This window comes from Natribaculum luteum, from assembly GCF_023008545.1.
GTDB lineage: Archaea > Halobacteriota > Halobacteria > Halobacteriales > Natrialbaceae > Natribaculum > Natribaculum luteum.
This window is the reverse complement of record NZ_CP095397.1, coordinates 2499147-2519188: the sequence shown is the minus strand read 5'-3', so window position 1 is coordinate 2519188 and position 20042 is coordinate 2499147. Positions and strand designations below refer to the sequence as shown.

Here is a 20042-nt window from a genome sequence, read left to right as displayed (position 1 = left end):
TCGACGAGTTGAGACTGATTCCCGTCGCCTCTCGAGAGTAACTTTTAAAAGGTGCAAAGACAAGTTAACAAATGCCATGATAGACCGGCTAGAGAAGGAAGTCGATATGCTGGAACGACATCTGCAGGTCCTGAAGATGGTCATCGAAAACGAACCGATCGGGATCGTCAAGATGTCGAACGAGACCGGCTACCCCCACCACAAAGTTCGCTACTCTCTGCGCGTCCTCGAAGAGGAGAACCTCATCGAGCCCTCCAGCCAGGGTGCGATCAAGACCGAGCGCACTGCCGAGTTCGTCGACGAACTCGACGGCAAGATCGACGAGATCGTCGACAAGCTCGAGGGAATGAAGATCGAAGACGTCGCGGAGATCGAAGGCTAAGACTACCGCCTACAGCTCTGGGACGTTCATGTGGAAGCCGCCCGAGCGCGCCTCCACTAGACACAGGTGATATCCCTGTTTTCGCGAGAGGTTGACGTAGCTGAGTTTCGAGCCGCGGCTCAGGAAGCCGCTGCTCGTCGCCTCTTCTGTCACCTCGAGTGCGCCGGGTTCGAAGAAACTCGAGGTGACGACGAGCGCCGCCCCGAGATCGGGGTAGTTTGCCTTGAGCGCCGACGCCGTCGCCTCTAGCTCTTCGAGCATCTCACGCGTCGCCGGCTCGCGCGAGCGGTTCAGGTTGGCGACGATAAGCGGGTTGCCCATCTTGTCGAACGCGACGACGTCGAACGTCACCTCACTCGGCACGTCCGCGGCGTCGTCCTCGAGTGCGATCGACGCGTGTAACTCGGCACGGTCGATCCGCGGAATCGCGTCGTAGAGGTCGCCGAGTCCGTCGGCGCGACCGGTGTCGCGGATCTCGTAAAGGACGGTGGTGGTCAGCCAGTCGACCAGCTGGTACTCCATCGTCTCCCGGAGGAACTCGACGTACGGCTGCCCGTCGACGGTGACGGTCGAGTCGTCGAATCCCGTGTGGTGTTCCAGACGCAGGTTCGACGCGACCTCGCTCGGGCTGGCACCCCCGCCGTGGGCCGTCTCGAGCGTCGGCTTGCTCTTCGAGTCGTACCGGACGAAGAGGTTCGTCCCGGCGAGTGCCCGCTTCGGCGAGAGCGAGGTGCCACCCGCGACGCCGTCGACCGCCGTCGACGAGTCGGCCGACTGCGCCTGCTCGAGTTGGCGCTCGAGGTCGTCGATGCGCGACTGGAGTCGGTCGACAGTGGCCGACAGTTCCTGATTCTCTGCCTGTAGTCGTTCGCACTTCTCCGCGAGTTCGTCGCGCTGTGCTTCCAGGGCATCGCGACGTTCCTCGAGCCGTTCGATGCGCGCCGTTCGATCGTCGGCGTCGCGAGCGCGCGACGGGGACGTCGACGGGCTGGCTGCGGTTGCTTCGCTGACGCTCGATTCGCGACGGGGCGAATTCGATCCGGACGGCGAGGACTGGTCGGGTCCGCGCTGGCGCTCGCTCGGCCCGGCGCTTGCGCCGGTCGACCCACTCGACGACGCTGCGTTCGAACGCTGTCGGCCGCTGGCCGAACCGCGCTCGGCCGCCGCCGACTCGCTCGTGTTGTCCGGATCGATCGACGGGATGCTCCGGGTTTCGCGCCACTGCTCTTCGCGTTCGAACTGCCTCTCGAGGTCGCTGTCGTCGGAACCGCCGTCGGCGTCGGTGGACTCGGTCGCCTTCGTGGCGTCTCCGTCGGTCTCGTCTTCGTCGTCGGCCGTCCAGGAGATGCCACTTTCGTCCAGTTCTTTGGCGGCGGCCTCGACCTCCACGAGGTCCGGATCCGTCGGCCCGTCGTCCGACTCGTCGGCCTCGTCTGCCGTCTCGATGGCGTCGGCGACAGACGCCGATTGGCCCTCCGTCGGTTCGTCGACGGTCGCAGCGGTGGTCTCGGGCGTGCCGTCGGTCGTCGACTCGGTGCCCGTGGGATCGATGGTCACGTCGGTAATACCCGGTGACGATGCGTCGGTCGGCTGGTCGTCCGTCGTCGTGATCCCGGTGGCGGCGTCGTCGGTCGGTGCCGCCGGGTCGCTTGCGGTGTCGTCCAGCGCGTCGTCGACCGTCACGTCGCTCGAGGTCGCGTCGGCTTCCGCCTCCTCGACGGCGTCGATCGACACGTCGAGGTTCCCGGACGAGTCGGGCGAACTGGGCGTCGGGTCGGATTCGAGTTCAGGGTCGGGCTCCGGTTCGTTGGCCGGTTCGCGAAGGTCGGTCACGTCGACGTCGACGTCGATCACCTCGTAAATCCCGACCTCGTCGGCCGCCCGTTCGAACGCCTCCTCGTCGGTGAGCAGTCGCTCTGCAGTGCCGATGTACGCGGCAGCCATCCGTCGGCCGCCGTAGTAAACCACGTAGTAGTCGCCACTGAGGACGTTTTCGCTCAGTTCGACGTAGCCCGTAAACGAGCCGTCCTGAAGCGTCTGATCGACCTCCGACAGCGGCGTGTCGTTGGTGTAGTACTTCGCCCGCGTGTCGCCACCGCGGGTTTTCATCGCGGCCAGTAAGGGAAGTGCCGGGTCGGGCGCGACGTAGACGGTCCCGGAAGCGGCGTCGAAGTCCTCGAGCGAGCCGTCGAAGACGCCGACGACGCGGCCGTTGAGCATAAACAGCCACGTCCCGGCTGCGGTGACGGCACCCGAGAACCCACTGTCAGCGAGATCGGAGAGCCCGTCTCGACCGCCATCGAACGGGCGAGAATCCCAGCGCTCGACGCGCTCTTGCGTGCGCGAGTCCATAATCCAACAAACGGGATATGGAATAAATACGTTTCGCCTGTATGTATTAAAAAGTTGAACGTTGAACGATCAGGGACGTCTATATCTTCGACTGGGCGTCGTCGGCGAGTTCTTCCATCCGCTTGCCGATCCGGCCGGCACTCGAGAACTCGTCTTCGCTCATCGCACTCGCCAGGGCGTTGCCCAGCACGAAGACGGCGTGTTTGTGTTCGCTCTTGGATTTGTGGACGTGAGAGGGATCGACCTCGAGTTTGCGGTACGGTTCGAACAGTCCTTCGTCGACGTCTTCGCGCTCGGCGAAGTACTCCATGATGACCACCAGTTCTTCGTGCAGCTCTAGAAGTTCGTCCTTATGCATACGGGCGTATATGAACGGTTTCGATTTAAGAGTTGTGTGCCGATCAGTCTCAACGGCAGTGTACGCCAGTTAGCGGCCCGTTGAGTCGGATACACCGTCGAGTTGCGACCAGGTGACCAGTGCGATCCAGAGCCCGAAGGCGACGGCGGCGACGAACTCGGGGACGGCGAACAACTCCCAGGGGTCGGCGGCGACGGCGTCGCGATAGAGCAGCCAGCCGAACCACCCGGCGGCGTGGACGTTCCCCAGCCAGAACGAGAGCCCGCCGAGTCGAACGTCGCCAGCGAGGAGCAGTCCCGTCCCGTAGAGCCACTGTGCGATCGGTGCCACGCCGAAGAACGTTATCGCGGCGACGAAGTGCAGTCCGGTCTCGAGGTAGTAGTCCGTGTGTCCGAGAAAGAAGACGCCGACGCCGACGATCCCGGCGAGGGCGATTCCGACGAGGGCGACCCCGACGCGCTCGAGGCCGTTTCGAGCTGTCGACCAGAGCCCCCAGACGAACGGTACTCCGAGCAGGCCGCCGACGATCAGGCCGCCGTTGAACAGCCAGAAGGTCCGCGTTCCGACCCGACCCATGTCGGACAGCGACCGAGCGTGCCAGGTGAACGTCTCCGGCGTGGCGAGGACCGTCGCAAGCACGATCGCACCCAGCGTGACGACGGGTGCGAGAAGTCCACACCGCGTCGCCAGCCGCTCGTCGGTCACGACGCGCCCACCCCAGTTACGCTGTCGTCGCGTGCCCTCCACCCTGCGAGGACGGCGACACGTATCGAAGCTGTCATACGACTGGCTGCTTCCGGAACTCCGATAAACCCACCGGCAGGTGAACTGTTTTATCCGCTCACGTCGCAGGCTCTCCCATGTCTGGCATCGTGTTCTTCGCGACCGAAGCGCTCGAACGAGTCGTCGACTTCTACGTGGACGAGGTAGGCGCGTCGATCTGGCTCGAGCAGCCCGGATGTACGATCCTCCAGTACGACAACATGCTCGTCGGCTTCTGCGAGCGCGACGACGCCGAGACCGAGGGAGTCATCACGTTCGTCTACGGAACTCGAGACGAGGTCGACGTCGCTTACGAGGCACTGGCCGACCACGCAGTCGACGAACCGAGCGAGAACGAGCGCTACCGGATCTACAATTTTTTCGCCGAAGATCCCGAAGGACGGACGGTCGAGTGTCAGACGTTCCTCCACGAGACGGAGTCGGTCTGCGGTTAGTCGCGCTGTCCGGCGGGGAACCACGCGAGTTCGTGGTCGGCGGTGACGCGGACGGCGACGCGTTCGTCGAGTTCGAGGCGGTCGGAGTGGTTGTGCATACACTCGATGACGTCGCCGTCGTCGAGTTCGACGCGATAGAGGACGGTCGGCCCGAGATACCGCCGGTAGACGACCTGACCGTCGGCCTCGGTGCCGTCTGCCGGGTACGCCGTCACGTCGTCCGGGCGGACGAGCAGGTCGATCTCGGTGCCGTCGTACTGTTGAGCCAGACCGTGAATGTCGTCTCTGAGGACGCGTCCGAGCGCGGTCTCGACGTGGTCGCCGTGGACCTGTCCAGAGAGGAAACTCGCGTGGCCCAGGAAACCGGCGACGAACCGCGACTTCGGCTGCTGGAAGACCCGCTCTGGCGTGCCGACCTGTTCGATGACGCCGTCGTTCATCACCGCGACACGGTCGGAGATCGACAGCGCCTCCTCCTGGTCGTGCGTGACCGAAATCGCGGTGACGCCCGCTTTCTTGATGATCCGGCGGACCTCCTCGCGCATCTCCACGCGCAGGTCGACGTCGAGATTCGAGAACGGCTCGTCGAGCAAGAGCATGTCCGGTTCGGGCGCGATCGACCGTGCGAGGGCGACCCGCTGTTGCTGGCCGCCGGAGAGTTCGTCCGGGTAGTGGTCGCCGTGTTCCTCGAGGCCGACCAGCTCGAGCAGTTCCTCGACGCGGGCGTCACGCTCTTCTGGCTCCCAGCCGTCCAACCCGAACGCGACGTTCTCCCGGGCGGTGAGGTGTGGAAAGAGCGCGAACTCCTGGAAGACGACGCCGACGTCGCGCTCTTCAGGAGGAACGAACGTCTCGTTTCCGGCCACGAAGCCGTTCTGAAGCCGAATCGAACCGCCGTTCGGTCGCTCGAGTCCAGCGATGAGTCGCAGTGTCGTCGTTTTCCCACAGCCCGAGGGACCGAGCAGGGTGAGGATCTCCCCGTCGCGGACCGACAGCGAGAGCTCCGGGATGATCGTTTCGCTGCCGTAGCGTTTCGCGACGCCGTCGAGTTCGAGAACGGTCTCTGGTGTTGCGGTCTCGAAAGACGGTTCGTCGGCCGTCGACGTGAGAAGTTCCCCGTTTGACATCGTTGATCCTTGCTCGATCGGCTCTTCGTTTGATTTAGGCGGGCCTAAATCACTTATAACTGCCGATTTTTCTCTCGAGTTGGGGCGGCCGCCTCGTGACGACCGATGCGAGTCAGTGTCGATGCAACCGTGCCCCGTCGCGACCCATCGGGCGGTTTCGTCGGAACACGGTCACATCAGATAGTATCAAAGTTCGACGCCGCTCGGGATCAGGCTGTGCTGGCGGAGGAGATCTCCCTGATCGTCGTAGACGAGAAACGTCCGCTTGTCGTAGGTGACGAACTCCTCGCCGTCGAACGTGATCGACACTTTGTACCGTCCCTCGTCCTCGGTCGCGACCTCGCCGTAGTTCCGTGCTGCCCGGATGAACTTCAGGACGTTCGACGCGTCTTCGTTGAGTTCGAGGACGAAATCGCCCGTGATACGGTCGGTGACGCTGACGACGCCTGCCGCGTCCTCGTCCAGTGGTTCCTGGAGTCGAAGGGCGACGTCCGTCTCACTCGCATCGAGAACGTCGCCATCGGGAGCGGTAAGGCGCTCGCGAAGCAACGTCTCCGGGCCGGTGAAGTCGATCGATACCGACGGCTTTCGTGGCTCGCCGTCCGTCTCGACCCAGTCGACATTGCTGACATCTAGCGTGAAGTGCTCGCGCCTCATTCCGTACGTGTCGTTTGGACCTCGCGTGGTATGAACGTAACGCCCAATCCAGCGGCGAACCTGCCCGCCCTCTGGGGGACAATCGGTCAGTCCATCGAACAGTCTGTCTCGAGTAACCGACCCCGCCCTACTTCGCTCGGGCTGATGCCCTCGCTCGTTGGGACCGATGGCTCCGCCTCGAAAGATGCTGAACAGTGTCCGGTTCGTGGCCGCCACACTTGCGAACGTTTTTGCCCCGTCCACGACCACGGCCGACCATGGACCGTCGGGCCGACGTCCGGGAGACCTACGACCGCATCGCGACGCACTTCGCCTCGACCCGCGAGTACGCCTGGCCCGAAGTCGAGTCGTTCCTCGAGCGCGTGCCTGCCGACCTGACGGGTGCCGACACGACCGGACTCGACGTCGGCTGTGGGAACTGTCGCCACGCCGAGTTGCTGGCCGACCGCGTCGGCCGCACCGTCGGCCTCGACGTCAGCCGCGGCTTGCTCGAGACCGGCCGGGCGCGCGCACTCGAGCGCGACTTCGCCGTCGACCTGCTCCAGGGCGACGCCGCGGCGCTCCCGCTCGTTGAGGGCGTCGTCGACGTCGCCGTCTACGTCGCGACCCTCCACCACCTCCCCACGCGAGAGAGTCGCGTGACCAGTCTCGACGAACTCGCTCGCGTGCTCGCGCCCGACGGACGGGCGCTCGTCAGCGCCTGGTCGACCGCCCACGACCGCTTCGACGCCGACGAGGGGTTCGACACGACCGTCGAGTGGACGCTCCCCGGCGGCGAGACGGTCGATCGCTTCTATCACATCTACTCACCCGAGGAGTTCGAGGCCGACCTCGAGGAGAGCGTACTCGACGTCCACGAGTGGGAACTCTCGAGCGGGAACTGCTATGCCACCGTCGGCGTCGACGAACAGTAACCGACGTGACCGATCGGTCCGCGTGACTCCCGGTAAATCCTGAAAAACGGCTTTTTGTGCGGTCGTGGTCGGTTTCTTACGATGGTTCACGCATTCGTCGCCGTCGTGGTGTCGGCGGGCACGGAACGGGAACTGGTCGAACAGATTCGAGAGCATCCGGCCGTAACGGAGGCGTTCGTCGTCACGGGCGACTTCGACGTCATCGTGGATCTGGAAACCGAGACCACCCAGGAACTCCTGCGGGCGGTCACCGAGGGGATTCGCGCACTCGAGAGCGTCGGTACGACCCGAACGTACGTCTGTCTCGCGGACGGTGGCGACGGTCACGGTGAGTCGCGCGCGACGTGACGGACTGGGGTCCTCGAGAACGATCGTTTCCGTGGTCACGGTGTGGCGTGCCGTGGTACGATACAGCACTATCGCCGACGAAAACAGAAACTCCCTTAAGGGAACGGCGAAAAGTGGGAGGTGCGCGCCGGTGGTCTAGTGGCAGGACCTGAGCCTTCCAAGCTCATGGCCCGGGTTCAAATCCCGGCCGGCGCATTATCGTCTCGAACGAACGTGAGAGACATGATCGCCACGCCGGCGATTTGAACCCTGCAAGTCGCAGCGCACGTACGAAGTGAGTGCGACCGTCTTGCTTCGGTTCAAATCCCGGCCGGCGCGGTTTTCCTCGAGCACGTCAGCCCTCACTCCCTGCGGAAGCGGCAGTGGCAGTCATCGCCGCACGGCGATCATCGTCGACACTGCAGCGATTGAGAGCGCCCCCGGCCCGTTCTGTCCCGCCCATAGCCTCACCCTCCCCAGCCGACTCGTTCGCTCGTTGCACTCACTCACTCGCCCCTCGCACGGCGTCGTCGAGCCACTCTCGCAGTGCTCGAGCGGCTCCCCAGCGCGCGCCGCGTGTACTTTCGCTCGCCGCGGTCGAGACGCCGACGCAGAGACGCCGACGCGGAGACGTCGCCCACGAGGCGACATCTCGTGTGGCCGAGAACCGGCGCGATCAACCGCCGAAGACGCGAACCGTGCGCAACGCCGAAGCGCCGCCGCCACGGACCGTCACGGGGAAGCTGACGTCCTGCTCGACGGGATAGGTCTCGTAGCCGAGCGAGACCGTCGTCGACTGGCCGGGGCCGACCGTCACGGAGGCGGAGTCGACCACGTCGCCGCCGACGACGAGCTCGAGCGTCGGCGTGGCGCTCGCCGAGCCCGAATTCTGGACGGCAGCAGTCACCTGGAGGAACTCGCCCGCGTCGACGGGGGCGTTCGTTCTGCTGATCGAGACGGAGAGCGACGGCTCGCCGCCGGAGTCGTCACCATCGCCGGAATTGCCGTCGGCGAACACCTCGACGGTGCGTTCGTCTGCGTCGTCGTCGGTCGCGACGCGCACGGGGAAGCTGACGTCTTGCTCGACGGGGTAGGTCTCGTAGCCGAGCGAGACCGTCGTCGTCTCCCCGGAGCCGAGCGAGACCGTCGTGGAGTCGACGACGTCGTCGCTGACCACGAGACGGACGTCCTGGGTCGCTTCTGTCCCGCCCGTGTTCTCGACCTGGGCGGTCACCTCGAGGAACTCGCCAGCGCCGACCGGCGCGTTCGTCCCGGTGATCGCCACGGAGAGCGACGGTGCGGCGGACTCCTCGGTGCCGTACACCTCGACGGTCTGTGAGTCGGCGGCGTCGTCGGTCTCGACGGTTACCGGGAACTCGACGTCCTGGCGGACGGGATAGGTTTCGTACCCCAGCACGATCGTTTCCGCTTCGCCGGGAGCGAGCAAGACAGACGTGACGTCGACGACATCGTCGCTGACCACGAGGCGGGCGTCCGTCGTGCTCGAGGCGGTTCCCGTGTTCTCGAGTCGGGCCTGCACCTCGAGGACGTCGCCCGCGTCGACGGGATCGGTCGTCCCAGTGATCGTCACCGAGAGCGGGACGTCCTGGATGGCGAACGTCCACGGACTCGCCTCGCCGATCACGCCCTGCTCGTCGACCACCCAGACGACGACCGGACACTGGTGACACCCCGAGAAGTCGTCGGCCGACAGCGACGCGGTGGCTTCCGCCCCGCTGACGCTCGTGACGTCGAGGATCACGTCCGCGTGGCCGAGCCACCAGACGACGCGATCGAGGCCGCCGTCGGGATCGGAGACGGCGACCTCGAGCGGTTCGTCACGGTCGGTGGCGATCGTGTCGTCGCTCGGCTGGACGTCGTCGATGTTCGGCGTCGTCCGCCCGTCTGACGTCACGTCGATCGTCCACTCGACCGTCTCGGTCCAGTCGTCGGTCTCGACGACTGCGGCGACCTCGTGTGTTCCCGTTGCCTCGAAGGTGTGTTGCCAGTAGTCGGCCTCCGCCTGCCGATTGTACTCGCTGTACCAGGGGCCGAACGAGCGCCGGACGAACTCGCCGTCGAGGTGCCACGCCGTCTGGCCGAGCGCGACGGTCTGGACCTCGAACATGACGGTCGTCTCCGGCTGGACGGCGACGTCGGCGCTGGGACGCACTCGCTGGACGAGCGGATCGTCCGTGCCGAAGACGGAGACGGTACGCGTGTCCGAACTCCCGTCCGTCTCGACGGTCACCGGGAACTCGACGGTTTGCCGCACGGGATAGGTCTCGTATCCCAGGTCGACCGACGCTACGTCTCCGGGATCGACCGTCACGGAGGTAGTGTCTACCCGGTCGTCGCTGACCACGAGAGCGATCTCGCGGGTGACGCTGCGCTCGCTCTCGTTGCGAACGTGAACGTTTACCTCGAGGACGTCGCCCCCCGTGACGGGTGTGTTCGTCCAGACGATCGTGACCGACAGTGCGGACTGTGTGCCGACCGTGGCCCCACCGCCCGTCGACACCAGCACTCCGACCCCCGCACTCATGCCCATCAGGTAGTGTCGTCGGTGCATGCGCGGAGCTACGACGGCACCCACAAATAATTTTCACAAAAATTAATCTGGGTAAAAGACGCCGGTAACGAGAGTCACGACGTGGAGCATCAATCCTCGCGGATCAGCGTACTCGCTCGAGAACTCGAGCAGTTCGGTGCACGCTCGATCGAGTTCGGAACGCCCGACCCCGTACGTGCGAGTGGGACGAACGACTACGCGAGAACGGAGTTGACGTCGACGACACAGTCGACGGTTTCCGCGTCCGGGTCGTACTCGACGAGTCCGAGATCCGTCAGTTTCGGGAGGTGAACGTGGTGGAGCGACGTGTGGACCTGGGTGACGTGCTCGTCCGGGGTCCCGCGGGGCCGGTCTGCCGTCTCCGCCGTGGCGACGGTGTGAGCCAGTTCGGCGACGTCGACAGGTGTCGTCTCTTCCGACAGTGCCGAGAGCACTCGTCGCCGCCGCTCGTTCGAGAGAGCGTCGTAGACGTCGCTCACGGGCACGGTCTCGTCGCCCGTTTCGCTCGGGGGTTGCGTTACGAAATTCATTGTTGGGTGTGTGGTTTGACCGTATTGGTGACGAAGAGTCGGCGGACAGTAAGGGACGCTACTAACAAATTTGGTATAGTCCTATGACATTTTCGGCCGCAGATCCGAAGCGGTTGGTCTGCCGCACGCGGAGTGTCGTCGATCGGCCCCGCCTGGAGGAGAGGTTCCGTCAACGGAGGATTGATAACGTTCGCCCAGTTATAAGGGTGCATGTCTGGCGGGAACCTGGACGCTCTCAGTGAAACGCTGGCCGTCTTCGATCGAATGGCGTCTCCCCGAACGCCGCTTACGACGAGCGAAGTCGCAGCGGAACTGGAAATCACCCGCCGTGCCGCCTACGAGCGGCTGGACCGCCTCGTCGAGCGAGACGCCGTCGAGACCAAGAAAGTCGGCGCTCGAGGACGCGTCTGGTGGCTGTCGGCGCGCGACGGTTCCGTCGAAGCGGACGACGACCACGACCGATCGACCGACGAGCACGAACAGATGCTCTCGCGACTCGTCGACAACGTACCGGGGATCGTGTACCGCTGCCGATACGGGGAGGGCTGGCCGATGTCGTTCGTCAGCGACGGCTGCGCCGAGATCACCGGGTACGATCCTGCCACCCTGGAATCCGGCGACGTGAGCTGGGAACGGGACGTCGTCCATCCGGACGACGCTGACTACGTCCGAGAGGAGGTACAGGCGCAACTGGACGAGGACGGCCAATTTAGCCTCCAGTTTCGCATCCAGACCGCCGACGGAAACACCCGCTGGGTCCAGGAACGCGGATACGGCGTCGGTGACGATGACGACGAGTACGAAATCCTCGAGGGGGTAATCACCGATATCACAGACCAGAAGCGCGCGGAGCAGGCGCTCTCGGAGCGCGAACGCCAGTTCCGGTCGATGATAGACGCGACCGAGGAGTACGCCATCTTCATGCTCGACGCCGACGGACGGGTCTCCACCTGGAACCGGGGTGCCGAGCAGATCAAGGGATACGAACGCGAAGAGATCGTGGGCGAACACGTCTCTACGTTCTACACGGACGAGGCGGCAGACGAGGGCGTTCCCGAGCGAAACCTGGCCGACGCCGCGGCGGACGGCTCGACCGAGGACGAAGGGTGGCGGGTGCGAAAGGACGGCTCGCGGTTCTGGGCTTACGTCACCCTCACTGCCATTCACGACGAGGACGGCGACCTCGCGGGGTACGCCAAGGTCACCCGGGACATGACCGACCGGCGCGAGTACGAGCAGCGGCTCCGTCAACAGCGCGACGACCTCGAGCGAGAACTGGACGAGATTTTCAAGCGGATCGACGACGCGTTCTACGCGGTCGACGACGAGTACCGGTTTACGTACGTCAACGACCGGGCCGAAGAGCTGCTCCAGCACTCCAGAGAAGAGCTCCTCGGGGAGAGCATCTGGGAGACGTTTCCGCAGGCTGCCGAGACCGACGCCTGGGAGAGGTTCCACCGGGCGCTGTCGACACAGGAACCGACCAGCTTCGAAACTCACTACGAGCCGCTGGGGTTCTGGGTCGAGGGCAACATCTACCCCTCCGAGTCGGGACTGTCGGTGTACTTCCGTGACATCACCGAACGAAAGGAGCGCGAGCAGAAACTCGAACAGTACAGAAAGATCGTCGAGACGATCGACGACGGAGTCTACGCGCTCGACGACGACGAGCGGTTCGTGATGGCCAACGACGCGTTCCTCGAGTTAGTGGGATACGACCGGGAGGAACTGCTCGGGAAACCCGCCAAAGTCGTCCACAGCGAGCAGATCAACGCCACGGCAACCGAGATGAGCGACCAGATCGTCGCCGGCGACCGCGAGGCGGGCATCCTCGAACTCGATCTCGTGCGAAAAGACGGTGAGACCGTACCGGTCGAAACCCGGTTCGCTCCCTTCCCGGTCGGCGACGGCTACGGTCGATGTGGCGTCGTTCGGGACGTCTCCACCCGACTCGAGCGCGAACGTGCACTCGAGGAGTCCGAACGACGCTACCGCACCCTCGCGGAGAACTTCCCGAACGGGGGTGTCGTTCTCCTCGACGAGGAACTGCGGCACACGCTCGTCGAGGGGAAAGGCTTCGAGAGACTCGACATCGACGCTGCCGACCTCCGGGGCGAACGGGTACAGGACGTCTATCCCGATGACGTCCGGGAGATCGTCGAACCCAACTACCGGGCCGCACTCGAGGGCGAGACGACCTCGTTCGAACTCGAGTTTCAGGGACGATCGTTCAAGTTCTGGGTGCTCCCGCTGACCGACGACGACGGCGACGTGTTCGCCGCCATGGCGATGTCACAGGACGTCACCGACCGCAGACAGTTCGAGGAGACGTTGCAGGCCCTCCACGACTCGACGCGGCAGATGATTCGCTCGACGACGAAGGCGGAAGTTGGCGAGACCGTCGTCGACGCAGCGTCGAACGTCCTCGACCTCCCCGGCGTAATCGTCTATCGGCACGACGACGATCGGGACCTGCTCGTTCCCGGCGCGCGGTCGGTCGAAGCCGACTTCATGCGACAGGCGTTCCCCGAAGTGCCGCCCGGCGACGAGAGCATCACCGGTCACGTCTTCGCCACGGGCGAGTCACGGAACTACGACGACATATTCGAATCGCCGCGGTTGCAAGCCCACGACACCGAGATGCGGTCGGGGCTATTCGTGCCGATAGGCGACCACGGGATCATCGTCGTCGGTTCGGACGAGATCGGGTCGCTCGACGATCGGACCCGCCACCTCGTCGAGGTCCTGGCCGCAAACGCCGAGACCGCCTACGATCGAGTCGAACGGGAACAGAACCTCGAACGCCAGCGCGGCCAACTCGCAGCACTCAACGAACTCAACGAACTCGTCCGGGAGATCACCGACGCGATCATCGAACAGTCCACCCGCGAGGAGATCGAAGAGATCGTCTGCCAGCGACTCGCCGAGATGGAGTCGTACGCGTTCGCCTGGATCGGCGCCGTCGACTCGCAGACACAGACGGTTGACCTGCGGACGGAGGCGGGCATCGAGGGCTATCTCGAGGGAATTACGATATCCGTCGATCCCGACGACGAGCGCAGTCAGGGGCCCACGGGGCGGGCGGTCTTGCAACGCGAGATCCAGACCACTCAGGACATCCGTGAAGATACCAGACACGACCCCTGGCGCGAGCAGATCAGCGACTACGGCTTTCGTTCGTCGGCCGCGATCCCGATCGTCCACGAGGGCACGCTCTACGGCGTCCTGAACGTCTACGCAGAACGGCCGTACGCGTTCACCGACGACGAGCGGACGGTGATCAGCCAACTCGGCGAAATCGTCGGCCACGCGATCGCTGCCGTCGAACGCAAACGTGCACTGACCAGCGACCAGGTCGTCGAACTCGAGTTCCAGATTCGAGACTTCTTCGAGGCGTTCGACGTCTCGGCCTCGACCGACGAGCGAATCACCTTCGACCAGACGGTTCCCGTCGCCGACGGCGAGTACCTCGTGTACGGAACGGCGACCGACGACGGGATGTCCGCCGTCGAAGCGCTCGTCGAGCAGTTGCCACAGTGGGACGGAGTGTCCGTGATCGACGAGCGCTTCGGCGAGATCCAGTTCGAGCTCCGGCTGTCGGAGCCGACCATCCTGTCGACGGTCGCGTCCCACGGCGGGTCCGTCAGCCAGTCGGCAATCGAAGACGGCGACTACCGAATGACCGTCCACCTCCCACAGGGAGCGAACGTCCGGCAGGTGATCGAGACGATCGAAGAAGCGTATCCCGCCATCGAACCGCTGGCTCGCAGGCAGGTGGCGCGTTCGTCGGACATCCCACGGCTGGTCAAGCAGGCCTGGATGGACGAGTTGACGGACCGACAGCGGACCGCACTCGAGACGGCTTACTTCGCCGGCTTCTTCGAGTGGCCACGAAACAGTTCCGGGGAAGACGTCGCCGACTCGCTCGACATCACGTCGGCGACGTTCCACCAGCACGTCCGCGCTGCCGAACGCAAACTCTTCGACGCGCTGTTCGAGGAGCTGTCTCTGACCGGGCCCGAGTAGCAGGCCCGTCGTCGTCCTGCCCTCGCGTGACGATCCGGCCCCGTCGTTACTCCGCGTGGCGGACGACGTAGACGTCGTAGTGCTGGTCGCTCGCGACCGGCCCGCCGACGCTCGAGAGCGGGGTCGTCACCGAACCGGCGTTCTCGGACCCGACGAAGACCAGCGACGCGTCGAGGTCGGCCGCCCTGTCGCGGATCGTCCGCACTACGCTCGTCGTCGCCGTCGCCGTGGGTTCGTCCGAGTCGACGAGTTCGACCTCGAACGTCGCCTCGGGTGCGACGTCCGCGACGGTTCTGCGCATCTTCCGCGTGACCACGTCCGGATCGAACTGCTCGTGCTGGCCGATCCACCCTCGTTCACGTGCGTACTCGTCGTCGTCCGGAACGACCGTCAACGCGACCACGTCTTCGTCGGTGAGGTCGCCGAATTCGGCTGCCTTCTCGAGTGCTGCCGTCGAAAGCTCCGACCCGTCGAACGGAACGAGTAGCGTCATGGCAGGACGTGCTACGAGAGAAACAGTAAATGTTCTGTCCGAACCGTCCGGCTCGCGGCGTCACGATTCGGATCGGTCCCACCCCTCTTCGCCGACGACGATGACGGGCACCGGCGAGAGGCGAACGACCGCGTCGACCGTACTGCCGAGCAGCGCCCGCCTGAACGACGAGCGCCCGCGCGCACCGACGACGACCGTCTCGACGTCGTGTTCGTCGACGTACGCGAGGATCGCCTCGTGGGGTACTCCCTCCAGAACCTGGGTCACGACCGGGACGCCGGCCGCCCGTGCCGTCTCTTCGACCTCCTCGAGCGATTCCTCCGCCTCCGTCCGGAGGCGACGCCTGGCTTCTTCCGGGTCGACGATCGCGTTGTCGTAGGCCGTCCGCGTCTCCACGACGGCGACGCCGTGTAGCGACGCCTCGAGTCGGTCTGCCAGTTCGACGGCGTGGTCGACCGCGATCGAGGCGTCGTCGCTGCCGTCCGTCGCCACGAGGATCGAATCGTACATACACGCCCGTAGGACGTGGCTGCGGAAAGTTCTACGCGTCTCGGTCGCGCCTACTCGATGGGTACCAGCCGCGTCGCGGTTGCCTTCCAGCTGACGACGAGGTCCCTGCCGGACTCGAGGTCCAGTCGCGTGGCGCTGTCGGCCGTCACGAGCGCCCGGAACGCCACGTCGTCGACGGTCACGTCGACCTCGAGAACCGTCTCGCCGGGATCGATCGCGGCCACGCGACCCGAGACGCGGTTACGTGCGCTCGTCGCGTCCGGACGGGGAGCCTCCGCGGGTGCGTGGAGGGTCACGGCGTCGGCCCCGACGCGAACCTGGACGGCGTCGCCCGCAGCCACGCCGCTCTGGAGCGCCCGCACGTCGCCGACTTCGGTCGCGACCGTCGCGAGTTCGCCGTCGACGGCCGTCACGTCGCCAGTCAACACCGTCTCGGGGACACTCGCCGCCGCCGCGAGCGCCGCCGCGAGGCGGTCGTACCGCGCGAGCAGGTCGCGGCCAGTCTGCGTCAGCCGACTGCCGCCGCCATCGCTCCCGCCGCGGTGGCGCTCGACGACCGCGTCGAACACGTCCTCGAGCGTCTCGATTCGACGAAGCGCCCGGGCGCGCGATCGCCCCAGGTCGGACGCAGCCCCGGCGACGGACCCGGTTCGGTCGATCGCCCGCAACAACGCGGCGTCGCGGTCGTCGAACTCGACGCCGTCTTCGACCAGGGCAGCACGTCCGCGACCCGTCGCGTCGATCGTCATACGTGACCCTCACGCAACGTCACGACTTGAGTGTCCCGCCGTCGCCCGGGGAGAAGCGGTGACACTGATTCGTCAGTACACGAGTTCGCCGTCGATGAACTTCCGGGCACGGGGGTCCCCGGGATCGGTGAACACCTGCTCGGTCGGCCCCACCTCGATGATCGAGTCGTCCAGCAAGACGGCCACGCGGTCGGCGATCCGACGGGCCTGGTTCATGTCGTGTGTCGCGAGTGCGACGCCGATGCCGTCGTTTCTGGCGGCCGTCACGGCGTCCTCGATGACGGCGGTGTTTCGCGGGTCGAGGTCCGACGTCGGCTCGTCGAGCAGCAGGTAGTCGGGATCGTACGCGATCGCGCGGGCGAACGCCACGCGCTGGGCCTCGCCGCCGGACAGCGACCCGACGTTCCGGTCGACCGCGTCCGCGAGTCCGACGAGCTCGAGCGCCTCGATGACTCTCCTGTTTTCCTCCCCGAGGAGACGTTCGACGTGTCGCCGAAGTCGATCGGCCCAGCGACGCCGCACCTGCATGCCGTAGGCGACGTTCCGACGGACGGACGCGTCGAAGAGGTTCGCCTCCTGAAACACCATTCCGACGCGACGGCGGGCCTCGAGTCGGTCGCGTTTGGACAGTGCCCACACGTCGTCGCCGTCGACCCGGACGATTCCATCGCCGGGGCGCAAAAACAGCGCGAGCATCCGCAAGAGCGTCGTCTTTCCCACTCCGGAGGGGCCGATGATCGCGACCGTTTCGCCGGGTTCGACCGCCAGCGACACGTCTTCGAACACGGTCGTTCCGTCGAACCCGTGCGTGATCGACTCGAGGCTGATCCGGTCGGTCGGGCCCCACATCGAGTCGTCCGGCCGGAGCGTTTCCCGGCTCATCGTCCCCTCCCGGTTCCGCCCAGATGGAGCACGATTCCGTTGATGAGCAAGACGAGCGCCACGAGGATCGCGCCGAGGACGAACGCCGTCTCGTAGCGACCCTGCCGCGCCTCGACCCGGATCGCGGTCGTCAGCGTTCGCGTGATGGAGGTTCCGTCTGCCCGCACGATGTTCCCGCCGACGATCAACACCGATCCGATCTCGCTTATCGCTCGGCCAAGTCCGGCCAGGACTGCGGTTACGATGCCGTAGCGGGCTTCCTTGATCGTCACGAGCGCGACGTCCAGTCGCGTACCCCCCATCGCGTACGCGGCGTCCTGGACTCCCTCTTCGACGCTCGTGACGGCCGCGAGGCTCACGCCGGTGATCACCGGCGTCGCGAGGACGAACTGTGACATGATCATCGCCTCCTTCGTGAACACCAGCTCGAGCGAGCCGAGTGGCCCCTGGTTCGAGACGGCAAAGAGCACGACCAGCCCGACGACGACGCTCGGGAATCCCATCCCGGTGTTGATGACTGCGACGACGACGCGCTTGCCCGGAAAGTCGGTGAAGCCGACGAGCATCGCCACCGGGAGGCTAAAGAGGGTGCTCGCGGCGACGGCGGCGAGACTCACGTACAGCGAGACCCGGATGATGCTCGTAACGTAGTTGCGTTCGAAGGGGAACTCGACGAGCAACGGCTCCGAGATGATGCCAGACAGCAGCGATAGAAGCTCCACGAACGGCTGACTCGACAGTGCTGGACCGATCATCGCCACCTCGGAAAACGCGACGCCGTTGCACATACGTTTCGAAAGCCGCGATCACTCACCCCCGTCGGAACTCCATCCTTCGGGCACGTACTGCTGGAAGTTCGGGTCCTCCGAGAGCGCCTCCGGGAAGAACAGCTGTTTGTCGTCGACGGTGTAGTTCTCGATGATCTCCTGTCCTTCCGGCGAGGTGAGAAAGCCGATGTACGACATCGCCAGGTCGTAGTTCGCGTTCGAGTGCACCGCCGGATTGACCGCGATGACCCCGTACGGGTTCGCCAGCAGTTCCGGGCCGCCCTCGATCGGCCCCTGGACGCGAATGCCGAGATTGACGTCGTCCTGCATCGAGATGAACGTCCCCCGGTCGGACAGCGTGTACGCTCCGCTCTCGCTTGCCTGGTTGAGCGCGTCGCCCATCCCGGCTCCGACCTCGCGGTACCAGTTGCCGCCCGGCTCGGTGCCGGCGGCTTCCCAGATCGCCAGCTCCTTGGTGTGCGTCCCGGAGTTGTCCCCACGCGAGACGAACGTCGACCCGGTGTCGGCGATCGTCTGAAATGCCTCGGTCGCACTTTCCATCCCGTCGATTCCCGCCGGATCGTCCTCGGGACCGACGACGACGAAGTCGTTGAACATCAGGTCGCGACGGTTCACCCCGTACCCCTCCTCGAGGAACTCGTCCTCGAGCGATCGCGCGTGGACCATCACGACGTCGGAGTCGCCCGACCGGGCCGTCTCGAGTGCCGCGCCGGTTCCCTGTGCGACCGCGTCCACGGCGACGCCGTATCGGTCCTCGAAGGCGGCGTTTACCTCGTCGAGCAGCCCCGTGTCGTACGTGCTCGTGGTCGTCGTCAGGGTGAGCGTCTCGCCGACGATTTCTGCGCTAGCCCCGCCATCGTCACCGTTGCCGTCACCGTCGCCGTTGCCATCGCCATTTTCGCCGTCGTTCCCCATACAGCCGGCCATCGTGGCCGCCACTGCTCCTGCAGTCGCCCCCAGGAATTTACGTCGATGTATCGCCATAGGTACGTCAAACCTAATCGGCTACTCCCTATATAATAGTTCGGGAACGACGCATCAATCAGTAACTGAAAGAAGTTATCCAGTCGGTACTGGTGAACGTAGTCACTTCAGACGTAACCGCCAAAGCTTCCCGTATTGCCGAGTCGGGAGCGGTACTGGTTTCCGACTGTCCCCACGGCGTCAGCCGTGTGGCGGACGTCACGTGTTTCCGTCGAGAATGTCGGAAATTTCGTCCGCAAGTCCACCAACGCCCTCCGACTGGCCGGTTTCATCGGATTCCCCGTCGCTCGTCGAACCCGTTCGTGCCGTGTCTGCACCCGATCGTTCGTCGTCCGTGCCAGTCGCCTGCTCGTCGTCGCCGACTCTATCGGCGGCGTCGTACGCGTCCGCAGCCATCTGCATGTCGAGGTTCGTAAGCCGCAACACCGAGAGGACGTCCTGCATCCCCTCGTGAATCGCCTCTCGAAGCGCCGATTCGAACGACTCCGACAGTTCGAACTCGTCCTCACCCGACCTCGAGTAGTCAGTCTCTGCGTACACCGAAAACTCACCGGTGAACAGTCCATCTCGCTGCGAGTCGGCTGACTCGAGTTCCGACGCCGCCCACTCCTCGGCGGCCGCGACGACCTCGCGTTGCATCCGTTCTTCGAGCATCGAGAGCACGACCTCGTAGTAGACGGTGTACTGTCCGACGTACTGGGCCATCGGCACCTCGAGCGTGGCGTGGTGCATGCCGATCCGCGCACGGTTCCGGAAGTACGCTTCGCCGTAGTCGCCGGTCGCGAGCGAGTGCAGATACGCCCGCTGGGCGTCTTTCAGCGCTTCGATCGAGCGCTCGGATCGATCGACGACCGCGTTCGTTTCGTCGTACTCGAGTACGTTGTCGTAGAATCGATCGGCGAGTTCGTCCTGGTGTTCTCGGAACAGCGACTCGAGGTCGGCCAGCCGCTGTGCGTCCTCGTCGTCGAAGTCGACGAACTCCTTTCGCCACGACAGCGTCGTCTCCTCGAGGAGCCGTCCGAGCTGCTCCGGCTCGCTCCGATCGTCGAGTTCGGTGCTTCCGAACGCGTCTGTCACACCGTCGTCTGAGTCTCGTTGACTGTTGGTAACCATCGGTGACAAAATTCAATTAATAAATAATAATGGTTGTGGCGAGTGCTGACACTCGACTCGA

Annotated in this window: 19 protein-coding genes and 1 tRNA gene; 6 read left to right on the top strand and 14 right to left on the bottom strand. The window is 64.9% G+C overall.

The genetic code is table 11. The features are described 5' to 3' along the window. Nucleotides 1-76: 76 nt before the first annotated feature. Nucleotides 77-382: a hypothetical protein gene (locus MU558_RS12980; protein ID WP_246966709.1), complete on the top strand. Its 306-nt coding sequence runs from the start codon at nucleotides 77-79 to the stop codon at nucleotides 380-382. Nucleotides 383-391: 9 nt separating this feature from the next. Here MU558_RS12980 and MU558_RS12975 read toward each other — a convergent pair whose 3' ends face one another. From MU558_RS12975 to MU558_RS12965, 3 genes are all read right to left on the bottom strand, one after another. Next, nucleotides 392-2734, bottom strand: a complete 2343-nt coding sequence (locus MU558_RS12975) for a DUF7527 domain-containing protein (protein ID WP_246966707.1) — start codon at nucleotides 2732-2734, stop codon at nucleotides 392-394. Between the two features lie 79 nt (nucleotides 2735-2813). Next, entirely contained in the window at nucleotides 2814-3092 is a 279-nt protein-coding gene (locus tag MU558_RS12970; RefSeq protein ID WP_246966705.1) for a UPF0058 family protein, read from the bottom strand. Between the two features lie 69 nt (nucleotides 3093-3161). Next, entirely contained in the window at nucleotides 3162-3797 is a 636-nt protein-coding gene (locus MU558_RS12965; RefSeq protein WP_246966703.1) for a DUF998 domain-containing protein, read from the bottom strand. 155 nt (nucleotides 3798-3952) lie between these two features. On the opposite strand from MU558_RS12965, the gene MU558_RS12960 reads away from it, so the two are divergent. Continuing rightward, entirely contained in the window at nucleotides 3953-4309 is a 357-nt protein-coding gene (locus MU558_RS12960; RefSeq protein WP_246966701.1) for a VOC family protein, read from the top strand. Here the strand turns inward: MU558_RS12960 and MU558_RS12955 are convergent. Together MU558_RS12955 and MU558_RS12950 are read right to left on the bottom strand one after the other, a co-directional pair. After that, nucleotides 4306-5436 (bottom strand): ABC transporter ATP-binding protein, encoded by a 1131-nt coding sequence (locus MU558_RS12955; protein ID WP_246966699.1) that lies wholly within the window; start codon nucleotides 5434-5436, stop codon nucleotides 4306-4308. The two genes, MU558_RS12960 and MU558_RS12955, sit on opposite strands and share 4 nt — an antisense overlap. Before the next feature lie 186 nt (nucleotides 5437-5622). Further along, complete coding sequence (locus MU558_RS12950; protein ID WP_246966697.1) at nucleotides 5623-6093, bottom strand: DUF5793 family protein; 471 nt, start codon at nucleotides 6091-6093, stop codon at nucleotides 5623-5625. A 257-nt stretch (nucleotides 6094-6350) separates the two neighbouring features. Here MU558_RS12950 and MU558_RS12945 point away from each other — a divergent pair, with 257 nt between their 5' ends. The 3 genes from MU558_RS12945 to MU558_RS12935 all read left to right on the top strand — a co-directional run bounded on the left by MU558_RS12945 (nucleotide 6351) and on the right by MU558_RS12935 (nucleotide 7550). After that, nucleotides 6351-7007: a class I SAM-dependent methyltransferase gene (locus MU558_RS12945; RefSeq protein WP_246966695.1), complete on the top strand. Its 657-nt coding sequence runs from the start codon at nucleotides 6351-6353 to the stop codon at nucleotides 7005-7007. Nucleotides 7008-7088: 81 nt separating this feature from the next. Beyond that, nucleotides 7089-7355 (top strand): Lrp/AsnC family transcriptional regulator, encoded by a 267-nt coding sequence (locus MU558_RS12940; RefSeq protein ID WP_246966693.1) that lies wholly within the window; start codon nucleotides 7089-7091, stop codon nucleotides 7353-7355. Between the two features lie 124 nt (nucleotides 7356-7479). Further along, nucleotides 7480-7550: transfer RNA gene (locus MU558_RS12935), tRNA-Gly, on the top strand. Between the two features lie 460 nt (nucleotides 7551-8010). Here MU558_RS12935 and MU558_RS12930 read toward each other — a convergent pair. Then, nucleotides 8011-9906, bottom strand: coding sequence for a CARDB domain-containing protein (locus MU558_RS12930; protein ID WP_246966691.1), 1896 nt, complete (start codon nucleotides 9904-9906; stop codon nucleotides 8011-8013). Nucleotides 9907-10100: 194 nt separating this feature from the next. Continuing rightward, nucleotides 10101-10385 carry a DUF7344 domain-containing protein gene (locus MU558_RS12925; protein WP_246966689.1) on the bottom strand — a complete coding sequence of 95 codons (285 nt, stop codon included), beginning with the start codon at nucleotides 10383-10385 and terminating at the stop codon, nucleotides 10101-10103. A gap of 261 nt (nucleotides 10386-10646) precedes the next feature. Between MU558_RS12925 and MU558_RS12920 the strand changes: the two genes are divergently transcribed. Further along, on the top strand, nucleotides 10647-14462 hold the full coding sequence (locus tag MU558_RS12920) for a PAS domain S-box protein (RefSeq protein ID WP_246966687.1): 3816 nt from the start codon (nucleotides 10647-10649) through the stop codon (nucleotides 14460-14462). A gap of 46 nt (nucleotides 14463-14508) precedes the next feature. Here the strand turns inward: MU558_RS12920 and MU558_RS12915 are convergent, their stop codons facing one another. The 7 genes from MU558_RS12915 to MU558_RS12885 all read right to left on the bottom strand — a co-directional run bounded on the left by MU558_RS12915 (nucleotide 14509) and on the right by MU558_RS12885 (nucleotide 19945). Continuing rightward, entirely contained in the window at nucleotides 14509-14955 is a 447-nt protein-coding gene (locus MU558_RS12915) for a universal stress protein (protein ID WP_246966685.1), read from the bottom strand. A 60-nt stretch (nucleotides 14956-15015) separates the two neighbouring features. After that, on the bottom strand, nucleotides 15016-15465 hold the full coding sequence (locus MU558_RS12910; RefSeq protein ID WP_246966684.1) for a universal stress protein: 450 nt from the start codon (nucleotides 15463-15465) through the stop codon (nucleotides 15016-15018). Nucleotides 15466-15515: 50 nt separating this feature from the next. Further along, nucleotides 15516-16214, bottom strand: a complete 699-nt coding sequence (locus MU558_RS12905) for a TOBE domain-containing protein (protein WP_246966683.1) — start codon at nucleotides 16212-16214, stop codon at nucleotides 15516-15518. A 72-nt stretch (nucleotides 16215-16286) separates the two neighbouring features. Then, a complete protein-coding gene (locus MU558_RS12900; RefSeq protein ID WP_377070726.1) occupies nucleotides 16287-17096 on the bottom strand; it encodes an amino acid ABC transporter ATP-binding protein in 810 nt (269 codons plus the stop codon). Continuing rightward, entirely contained in the window at nucleotides 17093-17851 is a 759-nt protein-coding gene (locus MU558_RS12895; protein ID WP_246966682.1) for an ABC transporter permease, read from the bottom strand. The genes MU558_RS12900 and MU558_RS12895 overlap by 4 nt, the downstream gene beginning before the upstream one ends. 51 nt (nucleotides 17852-17902) lie before the next feature. Continuing rightward, nucleotides 17903-18868, bottom strand: coding sequence for an ABC transporter substrate-binding protein (locus tag MU558_RS12890; protein WP_246966681.1), 966 nt, complete (start codon nucleotides 18866-18868; stop codon nucleotides 17903-17905). A 198-nt stretch (nucleotides 18869-19066) separates the two neighbouring features. Then, nucleotides 19067-19945, bottom strand: coding sequence for a protoglobin domain-containing protein (locus MU558_RS12885; RefSeq protein ID WP_246966680.1), 879 nt, complete (start codon nucleotides 19943-19945; stop codon nucleotides 19067-19069). Between the last annotated feature and the right edge of the window lie 97 nt (nucleotides 19946-20042).

Bases quoted from the DNA above. Each gene is read 5' to 3' on its own strand.
- MU558_RS12910 (WP_246966684.1), bottom strand. From the start codon at position 15,465: ATGTACGATTCGATCCTCGTGGCGACGGACGGCAGCGACGACGCCTCG.
- MU558_RS12975 (WP_246966707.1), bottom strand. From the start codon at position 2,734: ATGGACTCGCGCACGCAAGAGCGCGTCGAGCGCTGGGATTCTCGCCCG.
- MU558_RS12900 (WP_377070726.1), bottom strand. From the start codon at position 17,096: ATGAGCCGGGAAACGCTCCGGCCGGACGACTCGATGTGGGGCCCGACC.
- MU558_RS12915 (WP_246966685.1), bottom strand. From the start codon at position 14,955: ATGACGCTACTCGTTCCGTTCGACGGGTCGGAGCTTTCGACGGCAGCA.
- MU558_RS12960 (WP_246966701.1), top strand. From the start codon at position 3,953: ATGTCTGGCATCGTGTTCTTCGCGACCGAAGCGCTCGAACGAGTCGTC.
- MU558_RS12955 (WP_246966699.1), bottom strand. From the start codon at position 5,436: ATGTCAAACGGGGAACTTCTCACGTCGACGGCCGACGAACCGTCTTTC.
- MU558_RS12980 (WP_246966709.1), top strand. From the start codon at position 77: ATGATAGACCGGCTAGAGAAGGAAGTCGATATGCTGGAACGACATCTG.
- MU558_RS12945 (WP_246966695.1), top strand. From the start codon at position 6,351: ATGGACCGTCGGGCCGACGTCCGGGAGACCTACGACCGCATCGCGACG.
- MU558_RS12920 (WP_246966687.1), top strand. From the start codon at position 10,647: ATGTCTGGCGGGAACCTGGACGCTCTCAGTGAAACGCTGGCCGTCTTC.
- MU558_RS12950 (WP_246966697.1), bottom strand. From the start codon at position 6,093: ATGAGGCGCGAGCACTTCACGCTAGATGTCAGCAATGTCGACTGGGTC.
- MU558_RS12930 (WP_246966691.1), bottom strand. From the start codon at position 9,906: ATGCACCGACGACACTACCTGATGGGCATGAGTGCGGGGGTCGGAGTG.
- MU558_RS12895 (WP_246966682.1), bottom strand. From the start codon at position 17,851: ATGATCGGTCCAGCACTGTCGAGTCAGCCGTTCGTGGAGCTTCTATCG.
- MU558_RS12890 (WP_246966681.1), bottom strand. From the start codon at position 18,868: ATGGCGATACATCGACGTAAATTCCTGGGGGCGACTGCAGGAGCAGTG.
- MU558_RS12970 (WP_246966705.1), bottom strand. From the start codon at position 3,092: ATGCATAAGGACGAACTTCTAGAGCTGCACGAAGAACTGGTGGTCATC.
- MU558_RS12905 (WP_246966683.1), bottom strand. From the start codon at position 16,214: ATGACGATCGACGCGACGGGTCGCGGACGTGCTGCCCTGGTCGAAGAC.
- MU558_RS12940 (WP_246966693.1), top strand. From the start codon at position 7,089: ATGGTTCACGCATTCGTCGCCGTCGTGGTGTCGGCGGGCACGGAACGG.